This is a genomic window from Mycobacterium sp. NPDC006124 (genome assembly GCF_040614235.1).
Lineage (GTDB): Bacteria > Actinomycetota > Actinomycetes > Mycobacteriales > Mycobacteriaceae > Mycobacterium.
Window position 1 is genome coordinate 515,552 of the sequence record NZ_JBEXUA010000001.1, and the last position, 12,117, is coordinate 527,668.

A 12,117-nucleotide genomic window follows, 5' to 3' on the forward strand; every position below is an offset into this window, starting at 1 on the left:
ATGAAACTTCCCCTGGTGTTCGACGCGCCCACGCGCGGGAAGCCCCCGCGCCACTTCGCCGATCTCGACGACGACGCGCGCGGTGCCGCCCTCGCCGAACTGGGGCTGCCGGCGTTCCGCGGCAAGCAGCTGGCCAACCAGTACTTCGGCAGACTGATCGCCGATCCACGCGAGATGACCGACCTGCCCGCCGCTCTGCGCGACCAGGTGGCCCAGGCGTTGTTCCCGCGGCTGCTCGACGTGGTGCGCTCCGTCGAGTGCGACGGCGCGGAGACCCGAAAGACGTTGTGGCGTGCGATCGACGGCACCACCATCGAGTCGGTGCTGATGCGATACCCCAACCGCAGCACCCTGTGCCTGTCGTCGCAGGCGGGCTGCGGCATGGCGTGTCCGTTCTGCGCCACCGGGCAAGGCGGTCTGACGAGGAACCTGACCACCGCGGAGATCCTCGAACAGGTGCGTGCGGCCGCGGCCGTCATGCGCGACGACTTCGGCGGGCAGGAGCGCGGCGACTCGGGGCACTTGGCGCGCGGCCGGCTGTCCAACATCGTGTTCATGGGCATGGGCGAGCCACTGGCCAACTACAACCGCGTGCTGGCCGCGGTCAAGCGCATCATCGCACCGGCGCCGCATGGGTTCGGCATCTCGGCGCGCTCGGTCACGGTGTCCACGGTCGGGCTGGCGCCCGCCATCCGCAAGCTGGCCGACGAACGACTCGGGGTGACGCTGGCGCTCTCGCTGCACGCCCCCGACGACGAACTGCGCGACACCCTGGTGCCGGTGAACAACCGGTGGAACGTCGGCGAAGCCCTCGACGCCGCAAGGTATTACGCAGACACCACCGGACGGCGCGTGTCGATCGAGTACGCCCTCATCCGCGACGTCAACGATCAGGCCTGGCGGGGTGATCTGCTGGGCAAGAAGCTGCACGGGGCGCTGGGGCCGCTGGTGCACGTCAACGTCATCCCGCTCAACCCGACGCCTGGAAGCAAGTGGGACGCCAGTCCCAAGCCTGCCGAGCGGGAGTTCGTCAGACGCGTCCGCGAGCGCGGGGTGTCCTGTACCGTGCGCGATACCCGGGGTCGTGAAATTGCCGCTGCCTGCGGCCAACTCGCCGCCGAGGGCTAGCGAAGCGAGGGAGCGATGAGACGGCTCAACGGCGTGGACGCCCTACTGCTGTACACCGAGGCCCCCGAGATTCACATGCACACCCTCAAGATCGGAATCCTGGACGTCTCGGGTCTCGACGGGGCCTTCACCTTCGAGCTGTTCCGCCGGGTGGCCGAGCCGCGTCTGCTGGCGCTCAAGCCGCTGCGCTACCAGCTGGTCGACATTCCGCTGAAGCTGCACCATCCCATGTGGGTCGAGAATCCGGACATCGACTTCGACCACCACATCCGCCGTGTGTCGGTACCGGCGCCCGGCGGCCGCCGCGAACTCGACCAGGTCATCGGTGAAATCGCCGGTACGCCACTGGATCGCAGCCGCCCGCTGTGGGAGATGTACGTCGCCGACGGTCTCGCCGGCGATCGCGTCGCGATCATCCACAAGGTGCACCACGTGCTCGCCGACGGCGTCGCCTCGGCCAACCAGCTCGGCTGGGCGATCCAACCCGAACCGCCCGAGTTCCCCGCCCAACCGATCCGCACCGAACCGCGCGAGCGGACCAGGAGCGGGCTGGTGATGGCTGCCGGACGAGACCACGCCCGCCAGATCCGGCGATTACCGAAGTTGCTGGCCGACACCGTCGACGGCGTCTCCAAGGTGCGCCGTCGCGCCAAGGAACGCGGCTCGCACCCCGAGCTCGCCTCGAACTTCGCTCCGCCGCCGACGTTCATCAACCACGTCGTCTCGCCGACCCGCCGCTTCGCGACCGCGCCGCTGGCGCTCGCCGACGTAAAGGAGACGGCGAAGACGCTCGGCGTCACCATCAACGACGTCGTGCTCACCACGGTCGCGGGTGCGTTGCGGGAACTGCTGCTGAAGTACGACGGCGCCGCCGACACGCCGCTGATCGCCGGGGTTCCGGTCAGCTACGGTGACCCAGACCGGCTGGCGGGCAACGAATTCACCTACATGACACCGTCATTGGCCGTGCACGTCGACGATCCACTCGAACGACTCCGGCTGACGGCGACCGCGACGGCCATCGCCAAGGAGAACAACGATCTGCTGGGCCCCGGACTGATCCCCAGCTGGCTGAACTTCCTGCCGCCGGCCATGGCGCCGCCGGCGTTCCGCTGGCAGTCCAAGCGGATGGAGTCGAGCATGATCTTCAACCTGACCGTGTCCAACGTGCCCGGCCCGCGGGAGCGGGGATCGTTCGGGGGAGCGGTGATCAGCGAGATCTACTCCGTCGGCCCCTTGGTCGCCGGCAGCGCCATGAACGTCACGGTGTGGAGCTACGTCGACCAACTCGACGTCTCGGTACTCACCGACGACCAGACTACCGACGATCCGCACGAGGTCACCGAGGCGATCTTCCGGTCCTTCGTCGCCCTGCGCAGTGCCGCGGGGTTGTCCGACGTGCTCACCGAGGTGAGTGACGTCATGCCGCTCGCGGCGGCGACGATGTCGGGTTAGCGAGTCCAGCCGCGACGGCGCAGCCACCAGTCGCGAAAGACGATGCCCCAGATCGTCAGCGCGAAGCCGACGAGGAATATGTCCTCGACGTGGCCGACGTGGTTGCCCCGCAGCATCGCGAGCATGAAGAAGCCGGCGAGGATGCCGCCGATCTGGATCGCGCGGTGACTCTGCTTCGACCAACCCCAATCAGCCGACGGCACGTCCTCGACGTCAACGCCGGTATGCCGTTCGACCTCGGTGTTCGCCACGATAGCTCCTCAGGGGTGCGGTCAACTGTGCCCATTCTGGCATACGACACGGCGTCGTATTTAGCGGACGGCCTCGTAGCGGCGCAGTGCCTCGACGCGCTCGGCGGCGTGGTCGACCATCGGCTCGGGATAGTCGTCACCCCCGTACTCCGGCACCCAGCGCTTGACGTAGGCGCCGTCGGGATCGAACTTGTTGCCCTGGGTGGTCGGGTTGAACACGCGGAAGTACGGGGCGGCGTCGGTGCCGCAGCCGGCCGCCCACTGCCAGCCGTGTTGATTGCTGGCCAGGTCGCCGTCGGTGAGCTGCTCGAGGAACCAGCGCGCTCCCCACTGCCACGGGAGGTGCAGATCCTTCACCAGGAACGACGCGGTGATCATCCGGACGCGATTGTGCATGAAGCCGGTCTCGGCGAGCTGACGCATGCCGGCGTCCACGATCGGGAACCCGGTCTTGCCCGCCTTCCAGGCCTCGAACTTCTTCTTGGCGTCCGCGTCCTCGTCGACCTCGATGCGGTCGAAGTTCTTGTTCCAGTTCCACCACGTGCTCTCGGGCCACGCGTGCACCACGGTGGCGTAGAAGTCCCGGAATGCGAGCTCGCGCAGATAGGCCTGGGCTCCCTTGCCGCCACCGAGGTCGGCGGCCATCGTGCGAGGGTGGATGGTGCCGAACTTGAGGTGCGCCGACATCCGGCTGGTGCCGTCGTGGTCGGGCCGGTCGCGATCGTCGGCGTAGTCCTCGAGCGCCGAGCCGACGAACTTCTTCCACGCCTTGCGCGCCGCCGCCTCACCGGCCGGGTGGTCGAGTTCGGCGTCCCCCGCGGGAACGTCGACGCCCCCGCCCACGTCGGCGGGGTCGATCCAGCGGGCCGACTTCGCCGAGGTGCGGGCGGGCGCCCGCCAGCCGTGGGCCTTCCACGCCGAGTAGAACGGCGTGAACACCTTGTACGGGGTGCCGTCGTCCTTCGTCACCCTTCCGGGGGACACCAGATACGGCGACCCGGACTCTTCGAGGGGAATGTCGCCCAGCGCCTTGCGGACGGCGTCATCCCTGCGCTTGCCGAAGTCGAGATAGTCAGCCGACACGTGAACCGAGGTGGCCTTGGTCTTCTTCACCAGCGCCGGAATGCGGTCCACGGGGTCGCCCCGGACGACCAGCAGCCGGCCGTCGAGACCGTCGCGCAACTCCCGCAGCGAGTCGTAGAGGTACTGCAGCCGACGGGGGCCGGCGGACTTCTTCAGCCGGGGGTCGAGCACGTAGCAGGCCAGGACTTCCTCGTCCTCCTTGGCGGCGTCGAGCAGGGCGGGCAGATCGTGCAGGCGCAGGTCGCGACGAAACCACAGCAACGTTGGCATGCCCCTGATCTTCCCCGTCGCGCGCAACGAGAAAACCTCGAGGTCGGTGGTCGTCAGGATTTGGACACGGTCCACTGCGACAATCCCACCATGACGCCGACGACCGACGACTATCCCCGCGACATGGTGGGGTACGGGCCGCATCCGCCGAATCCGAACTGGCCCGGTGGCGCCCACGTCGCCGTGCAGTTCGTGCTCAACTACGAGGAGGGTGGCGAGAACAACGTCCTGCACGGTGACGAGGCGTCGGAGACGTTTCTGTCGGAAATCATTGGTGCACAAGCATTTCCGAACCGGCATATGAGCATGGAGTCGCTGTACGAGTACGGGTCGCGGGCGGGTCTGTGGCGCGTGCTGCGAATGTTCGACGAGCGCGGGCTGCCGCTGACCATCTTCGGCGTGGCCACGGCGCTGGCCCGTAACCCCGAGGCGGTGGCGGCCTTCCGGTCCCGCGGTGATGAGATCGCCTGCCACGGCCTCAAGTGGCGTAGCTACCAATTGGTCGACGAGGAGGTCGAACGCGCCGACATGGCGGAGGCGGTGCGCATCCTGACCGAGCTCACCGGAGAGCCGCCGCTGGGCTGGTACACCGGTCGGGATTCGCCCAACACCCGCAGGCTCGTCGTCGAGCACGGGGGTTTTCTGTATGACTCCGACTCCTATGCCGACGACCTGCCGTACTGGACGCGGGTCTCTGGGCGCGACCACCTCGTCGTGCCCTACACGCTGGACACCAACGACATGAAGTACGTCTCGGCGAGCGGATTTCCCTCCGGCGGCGAGTTCTTCACCTATCTGCGTGACGCGTTCGACGTGCTGTACGCCGAGGGGGTGGCGGGCGCTCCGAAGATGTTGTCGGTGGGTCTGCATTGTCGACTCGTCGGCCGGCCTGCGCGCATCGCCGCGCTCGGCAGATTCCTCGACCACGTGCAGGCGCACGACGGGGTGTGGGTCGCCCGCCGGGTGGACGTCGCCCGGCATTGGCAGGAGAATTTCCCGCCGGATGCGTGACCTACTGGCAGTCGGTGATGAGGCTGCGGCGCAGGTGTTTTGGAGTTATCCACAGGCCTGACTCGCCGTCTGTCAAGCGTCGGTGTCGACCGATAGAATCGAACACATGTTCGATCAGTTGGTGGACGTCACGACCGGCACCCGCGGTGCCGGGGCGCTGTGGTCGTGGTCGCGGGTGGAGAACGCGGCGTGCGCCCGTCGGGTGGCGTCGATGGCCGCGATGCTCGACGAGGCCTATGCCGCGTCGGGATCGGCGGATCGGGACCAGTGGTGTCTGGACGATTTCGACGCCGTCGCCGCGCATATCGGCGCCGCGCAACGCATCACCCCCGGAGCGGCCTCCCACCAATTGCTGATTGCCGTCGCGTTGCACGAACGCTTCCCGAAGGTGGCCGCAGTCTTCGCCCAAGGGCTCATCACCTATGCGTTGGTGAAGACGGTGGTCACACGCGCCGCCCTGGTCATCGACCCCGACGCCCTACGGACCCTGGATGCACTCCTGGCCGAGGCGTTCGGGGACTGGGAGCCCATGTCGGTGGACAAGACCGAGAAGACGATCGACGCCCATGTCGCGCGCGTCGACCCGCAGGCGGTGCGGCGCAACGAGACCAAGGCGCGGAGTCGGTCGGTGGAGATCTCCATCGACGAGGACGGCAGCGGTATGGCCACCCTGTACGCCACCCTCTTCGCCCATGACGCGAAGGCGTTGCAGGCCCGACTGCGAGCCCTGGCCGCCACGGTGTGCCCCGCCGACCCGCGGACCGCTGATCAACTCCGCGCCGACGCCTTCGGCGCTGGTGGGAACGACCGCATGGCCTGCCTGTGCGGCACCGACGACTGCCCCGCCGCCCAAAACCCACCCGCGTCGGGAGTGGTGGTCTACGTCATCGCCAGTGAAGAGACGCTGGCCGACCCCGAGCCCGAGACTCCCGCACCGAGACCCGAGACCCCCGCACCGACACACGAGACCCCGCCCACCGACGAATCCGCCGCCCTCGACGGCCACCACCCACCGCTATTCGACAAGCCCCTGCGCGACCTCACCCTCACCGAGGCCCTCACCCCGACACCGGGACACCTCGCGCAGCTTCGCCCCGCGGCGTTGATGGGTGGCCAGTTCCTGCCGGGGGCGATCGCCTGCCGCGCCACCATCGGAGCGATGATCACCCCGATCGTGCACCCCGGCCAAGCCCCACCCGAGAACCGGTACCGACCATCCAAGAAACTGGCCGACTTCATCCGCTGCCGCGACATGACCTGCCGCTTCCCCGGCTGCCGCATGCCCGCCACCCAAACAGACATCGACCACACCATCCCCTGGCCCCACGGACCTACCACGGCATCCAACCTCAAATGCCCATGCCGTCGACACCACCTGCTCAAGACCTTCTGGGGCGGCGAGAATGGCTGGCGCGACAGACAACTCGACGACGGCACGGTTCTTTGGACCGCGCCGGATGGCCAGGAATTCATCACCACACCAGGCAGCAGGCTGCTCTTCCCCGAACTCAGTAGACCCACTGCCACGGTGACGACGACCGGAGGGCCCACGGCTCACACCGCCGGACTCACCATGCCCCGCCGCAGAACCACCCGCACTCAGGCCCACACTGACCGCGTCCGCCGAGAACGCCACGTGAACGGGGAGGGCGAGTGAAGCCCGTGACCGCCAACGCAACAGGGCGGCCCGAGCCGAAGCCCGGACCGCCCTGCAGCCGAAAGGTGTGCGATTACATCGCCGGGGGAGCCGGCGGCATCAGAACGGTGTCGATCATGTAGACCGTGGCGTTGGCGGTCTGCACGCCACCGCACACCAGGCCGGCGTCGTTGACCTTGAGGTCCGGTCCCATGCCGGTCACGGTGACTTCGCCGCCCTCGACCGTCTTGTGGGTGCCGACGACCTGCTCGGGGCTGAGCCGACCCGGAACCACGTGGTAGGTCAGGATGCTGGTCAGCAGCGGCGCATCGGTCTTGAGCTTGTCGATGGTCGCCGGATCGATCTTCTTGAACGCGTCGTCGGTCGGGGCGAACACGGTGAAGTCACCGCTGTTCAGCGTGTCGACCAGGTTGACCTGAGGGTTGAGCTGGCCCGAGACCGCGGCGGTCAGCGTGGTCAGCATCGGGTTGTTGGACGCCGCGGTAGCCACGGGATCCATCGACATGCCCTGCACCGAGCCGGGGCCGGTCGGAACTTCCTTGGCGTAGGCGGCGCAGCTGTTGCCGACCAAGCCCTCGGCGGGGCTTGCCTGGGCAATGCCGGTGGAGGCAAGCAGCCCGGCGACGGCCAGTGCTGCGATCGAGGTGCCGGTGACGGCCTTCTTGGTCTTCTCGGACAGTTTCATGTGTTTCAACTTTCTTCGTTGGTGAAGCAGACACGGGTGGTGCCCCGCGGGCGCAGGAGCGTGCAGCGGGACACCACCCGTTGAATCCGTTGTGGCTCTTGTTACTTGGCCGGAGGCATCATCACGGTGTCGACCATGTAGACGGTCGCGTTGGCGGTCTTGACACCGCCACACACCAGGCCCGAGGAATCGAACTTGAGGCCTTCACCGGCGCCGGTCACGGTGACGTCGGCACCCTCGACCGTCTTGTGCGTGCCGGCGACCTGCTCCGGGCTCAGCTGACCCGGGATCACGTGGTAGGTCAGGATGCTGGTGAGCAACGGCGCGTCGGTCTTGAGCTTCTCGAGGGTGGCCGCGTCGATCTTGGCGAATGCGTCGTCGGTCGGCGCGATCACGGTGAACTGGCCACCGTTGAGGGTGTCGACCAGGTTGACGCCGGGGTTGAGCTTTCCGGACACCGCAGCGGTCAGCGTGGTGAGGAGCGGGTTGTTCGAGGCAGCCGTCGCCACCGGGTCCTTGGCCATGCCGGCGACGGAGCCGGCGCCCTCGGGCACCTTCTCGGCGTAGCCAGCGCAACCACTGCCGACCAGGCCCGCGGCAGGGTCGGCCGCACCGGTCATGGGCGCGCTCGACGTCGAGCTGCTCATCACGCTGGAGGAGATGCTGCTGGCACTGCTGGAGACGGAACTCGCGGTCGAGCTGGCCTCTTCCTTCGAGCACGCGGCGGTGCCCATGACGGCTACGGCGGTCAGGCCTAGCGCAGCAATCGCCTTGCGGTGTGCTGAGTTCATGACGTGATCACTCCAATGTGTCAGGGACGGCACGTGCCGCCGTCCTCATGGGGCATTCGCGGTGACTGTGATCACGGATGGGAATACGGGCCGGTCCGTCATATCCGCGTCACATTCGGATTGCGCTTTCGTCACGGGCCGGGTGACGCGGCACAATGGACGGGTGAGTTCGGATCGCGTGCGCGTACTGGTCCTCGGCAGCACCGGTTCGATCGGCACCCAGGCCCTCGAGGTCATCGCCGCAAACCCCGACCGCTTCGAGGTCGTCGGGCTGGCCGCCGGCGGTGCCAACCCCGACCTCCTGGCCCGCCAGCGTGCCGAGACCGGCGTCACCAACGTCGCGGTGGCCTCCTCCAATGCCGCCGCGAAACTCGACGACGTCACCTACGTCGGCGCCGACGCGGCCACACACCTGGTCGAGAACACCGAGGCCGACGTCGTGCTCAACGCCCTCGTCGGGGCGCTTGGACTGCGGCCCACCCTGGCCGCCCTGGAGTCGGGTGCGCGACTGGCCTTGGCCAACAAGGAATCGTTGATCGCCGGCGGCCCCCTGGTGCTGAAGGCGGCCAAGCCGGACCAGATCGTCCCGGTGGACTCCGAGCATTCGGCCCTGGCACAGTGCCTGCGCGGCGGCACCGCCGACGAAGTCGACCGGCTGGTGCTGACGGCCTCGGGTGGTCCCTTCCGCGGCTGGGTCGCCGCCGACCTGGAGGGCGTCACACCCGAGCAGGCTGGCGCACACCCCACGTGGTCGATGGGGCCGATGAACACGCTCAACTCGGCCTCGCTGGTCAACAAGGGTCTCGAGCTGATCGAGACGCACCTGCTGTTCGGCGTGCCGTATGACCGCATCGACGTCGTGGTCCACCCGCAGTCGATCGTGCACTCGATGGTCACGTTCGTCGACGGTTCGACGATCGCTCAGGCCAGTCCACCCGACATGAAGCTGCCGATCGCCCTGGCGCTGGGGTGGCCGGCGCGCGTTCCCGGCGCCGCGCGGGCGTGTGACTGGACCACGGCCTCCACCTGGACCTTCGAACCGCTCGACGACGAGGTGTTTCCCGCGGTGGCGCTCGCGCGTGAAGCGGGCACCAGGGGCGGCTGCTTGACCGCCGTCTACAACGCCGCCAACGAAGAGGCGGCCGAGGCCTTCCTCGCCGGGCGCATCCGCTTTCCCGCCATCGTCCGAATCGTCGCCGAGGTCCTGCGCGCTGCCGACCAGTGGTCGGCGGAACCGGCTACCGTGGACGACGTACTCGCTGCGCAGGACTGGGCCAAGGCCACGGCCGGCACCGCGGTGGAGAGGGCAGCACGGGAGGTCTTGGCAACCAGATGATGTTCGCACTGGGCATTGTGCTGTTCGCACTGGCCATCTTGCTGTCGGTCGCGCTGCACGAATGCGGTCACATGTGGATCGCGCGCGCCACCGGGATGAAGGTCCGTCGATACTTCGTCGGATTCGGACCGACGCTGTGGTCGACCAAGCGCCGCAACCGGCTCGGCTACACCGAATACGGCGTGAAGGCCGTACCGCTCGGCGGCTTCTGCGATATCGCGGGCATGACGTCAGTGGAGGAACTCTCGCCCGAGGACCGCCCCTACGCGATGTTCCGCCAGAAGGTGTGGAAGCGCGTGGCCGTGCTGTTCGCCGGTCCCGCGATGAACTTCGTCATCGGTCTGGTGCTGATCTACGGCATCGCCATCGTGTGGGGACTGCCCAACCTGCATCCGCCGACCACGGCCATCGTTGGGGAGACGGCCTGCGTCGCCTCGCAGGTGTCCAAGGAGAAGTTGGGGGAGTGCACCGGTCCCGGTCCGGCAGCGGCGGCCGGCATCGAACCCGGCGACACCGTGGTCAAGGTCGGCGACACCGACGTGAACACCTTCGAGCAGATGGTCGCCGCCGTCCGCAAACTGGACGCGCCGACGCCATTCGTCGTGCAGCGCACCGAGAACGGCCGCACGGAGGAGTTCACCACCACCGTCGACGTCACGCAGACCCAGCGCTTCACCAAGGAGGACGCCGCCGCGCCCACCACGGTCGGCGCCGTCGGGATCGCCCCCGCCCGCTTCGAGCCCACGCAGTACAACCCGCTCTCGGCAGTGCCCGGCACCTTCGCCTTCACCGGCGACCTGATGGTCGAGCTCGGCAAGTCGCTGGCCAAGATCCCCAGCAAGATGGGCGCGCTCGTCGACGCCATCGGCGGCGGTGAGCGGGACAAGGAGACGCCGATCAGCGTCGTCGGGGCCAGCATCATCGGCGGCGAGACCGTCGACCACGGTCTGTGGGTGATGTTCTGGTTCTTCCTGGCCCAGCTGAACTTCGTCCTCGGCGCGGTGAACCTGCTGCCGTTGCTGCCCTTCGACGGCGGACACATCGCCATCGCCGTCTACGAGAAGATCCGCAACCTGATTCGCTCCGCGCGCGGCAAAGTCGCCGGCGCCCCGGTCAACTACCTCAAGCTGATGCCCGCGACCTACGTCGTCCTGGTGGTCGTGGGTGGATACATGTTGCTGACCGTCACAGCCGACCTGGTCAATCCGATCAAGTTGTTCCAATAGCAGGAGAAGGAAGTCATCATGACCGTCGGTCTGGGATTGCCGGTACCGCCGCCCCCCACGTTGTCTCCGCGCCGCAAGACGCGCCAGCTGATGGTGGGCAACGTGGGCGTCGGCAGCGACTACCCGATCGCCGTGCAGTCGATGTGCACCACCAAGACCCATGACATCAACTCCACGCTGCAGCAGATCGCCGAACTGACGGCGTCCGGCTGCGACATCGTGCGCGTCGCCTGCCCACGGCAGGAGGACGCCGACGCGCTGCCGGCGATCGCCAAGAAGGCCAACATCCCGGTCATCGCCGACATCCACTTCCAGCCGAAGTACATCTTCGCCGCGATCGACGCAGGCTGCGCCGCGGTGCGCGTCAACCCCGGCAACATCAAGGAGTTCGACGGCCGGGTCAAGGAGGTCGCCAAGGCCGCCGGTGACGCCGGCATCCCGATCCGCATCGGCGTCAACGCCGGCTCCCTCGACCCGCGCCTGATGAGGAAGTACGGCAGGGCCACTCCCGAAGCGCTCGTCGAGTCGGCGCTCTGGGAGGCGTCGCTGTTCGAGGAGCATGGCTTCGGCGACATCAAGATCAGCGTCAAGCACAACGACCCCGTCATCATGGTCGCCGCCTACGAACTGCTCGCCGAACAGTGCGACTACCCGCTGCACCTCGGGGTGACCGAGGCCGGACCGGCGTTCCAGGGCACGATCAAGTCCGCGGTCGCCTTCGGCGCGCTGCTCGCCAAGGGCATCGGCGACACGATCAGGGTCTCCCTCTCGGCGCCGCCGGTCGAGGAGATCAAGGTCGGCAACCAGATCCTGGAATCGCTCAATCTGCGTCCGCGCGGGTTGGAGATCGTGTCCTGTCCGTCCTGCGGACGCGCTCAGGTCGACGTCTACACACTCGCCAACGAGGTGTCGGCGGGCTTGGAGGGCATGGACATTCCGCTGCGGGTGGCGGTCATGGGCTGCGTCGTCAACGGTCCCGGCGAGGCCCGAGAGGCCGATCTCGGCGTCGCGTCCGGCAACGGCAAGGGCCAGATCTTCGTCAAGGGCGAGGTCATCAAGACGGTTCCCGAGCAGATGATCGTCGAGACGCTCATCGAAGAGGCGATGAAGATCGCCGCCGAGATGGATCCGGCCAGTGGACCAGATGTCAGCGGCGCTCCCGTTGTGACCGTAAGCTGAACTCGACCCTGTGAGCAGGGTCACCGCCGCTGTTTCCTAGAAGGT

11 protein-coding genes are annotated in these 12,117 nt (G+C 67.7%); 7 read left to right on the top strand and 4 right to left on the bottom strand.

Going from position 1 to position 12,117, the window contains the following annotated elements:
* Positions 1 to 1,128: a 23S rRNA (adenine(2503)-C(2))-methyltransferase RlmN gene (gene rlmN, locus ABZ195_RS02450; RefSeq protein WP_355214520.1), complete on the top strand. Its 1,128-nt coding sequence runs from the start codon at positions 1 to 3 to the stop codon at positions 1,126 to 1,128.
* A gap of 15 nt (positions 1,129 to 1,143) precedes the next feature.
* Positions 1,144 to 2,583, top strand: a complete 1,440-nt coding sequence (locus ABZ195_RS02455; protein ID WP_355214521.1) for a wax ester/triacylglycerol synthase family O-acyltransferase — start codon at positions 1,144 to 1,146, stop codon at positions 2,581 to 2,583.
* Here the strand turns inward: ABZ195_RS02455 and ABZ195_RS02460 are convergent.
* Both ABZ195_RS02460 and ABZ195_RS02465 read right to left on the bottom strand, forming a co-directional pair.
* Entirely contained in the window at positions 2,580 to 2,834 is a 255-nt protein-coding gene (locus ABZ195_RS02460) for a DUF2631 domain-containing protein (RefSeq protein WP_355214523.1), read from the bottom strand. The genes ABZ195_RS02455 and ABZ195_RS02460 overlap by 4 nt on opposite strands.
* 60 nt (positions 2,835 to 2,894) lie before the next feature.
* The gene (locus tag ABZ195_RS02465) at positions 2,895 to 4,187 is read right to left on the bottom strand and encodes a deoxyribodipyrimidine photo-lyase (protein ID WP_355214525.1); all 1,293 of its coding nucleotides are present in this window, start codon (positions 4,185 to 4,187) and stop codon (positions 2,895 to 2,897) included.
* 90 nt (positions 4,188 to 4,277) lie between these two features.
* On the opposite strand from ABZ195_RS02465, the gene puuE reads away from it, so the two are divergent.
* Together puuE and ABZ195_RS02475 are read left to right on the top strand one after the other, a co-directional pair.
* Positions 4,278 to 5,198, top strand: coding sequence for an allantoinase PuuE (gene puuE / locus ABZ195_RS02470; protein ID WP_355214527.1), 921 nt, complete (start codon positions 4,278 to 4,280; stop codon positions 5,196 to 5,198).
* A gap of 106 nt (positions 5,199 to 5,304) precedes the next feature.
* Entirely contained in the window at positions 5,305 to 6,855 is a 1,551-nt protein-coding gene (locus tag ABZ195_RS02475) for a DUF222 domain-containing protein (protein ID WP_355214529.1), read from the top strand.
* Positions 6,856 to 6,928: 73 nt separating this feature from the next.
* Here the strand turns inward: ABZ195_RS02475 and ABZ195_RS02480 are convergent, their stop codons facing one another.
* Entirely contained in the window at positions 6,929 to 7,540 is a 612-nt protein-coding gene (locus ABZ195_RS02480) for a fasciclin domain-containing protein (RefSeq protein ID WP_355214531.1), read from the bottom strand.
* A 101-nt stretch (positions 7,541 to 7,641) separates the two neighbouring features.
* Positions 7,642 to 8,331, bottom strand: a complete 690-nt coding sequence (locus ABZ195_RS02485) for a fasciclin domain-containing protein (protein ID WP_355214533.1) — start codon at positions 8,329 to 8,331, stop codon at positions 7,642 to 7,644.
* A 142-nt stretch (positions 8,332 to 8,473) separates the two neighbouring features.
* Between ABZ195_RS02485 and dxr the strand changes: the two genes are divergently transcribed.
* Genes dxr through ispG form a run of 3 tightly spaced genes read left to right on the top strand, consistent with a single transcriptional unit; the run spans position 8,474 to position 12,072 of the window.
* Positions 8,474 to 9,667 carry a 1-deoxy-D-xylulose-5-phosphate reductoisomerase gene (gene dxr, locus ABZ195_RS02490; RefSeq protein WP_355214535.1) on the top strand — a complete coding sequence of 398 codons (1,194 nt, stop codon included), beginning with the start codon at positions 8,474 to 8,476 and terminating at the stop codon, positions 9,665 to 9,667.
* Complete coding sequence (locus ABZ195_RS02495) at positions 9,664 to 10,893, top strand: M50 family metallopeptidase (protein WP_355214537.1); 1,230 nt, start codon at positions 9,664 to 9,666, stop codon at positions 10,891 to 10,893. The genes dxr and ABZ195_RS02495 overlap by 4 nt, the downstream gene beginning before the upstream one ends.
* Positions 10,894 to 10,911: 18 nt before the next feature.
* Positions 10,912 to 12,072 (top strand): flavodoxin-dependent (E)-4-hydroxy-3-methylbut-2-enyl-diphosphate synthase, encoded by a 1,161-nt coding sequence (gene ispG / locus ABZ195_RS02500; RefSeq protein ID WP_355214539.1) that lies wholly within the window; start codon positions 10,912 to 10,914, stop codon positions 12,070 to 12,072.
* Positions 12,073 to 12,117: the final 45 nt, after the last annotated feature.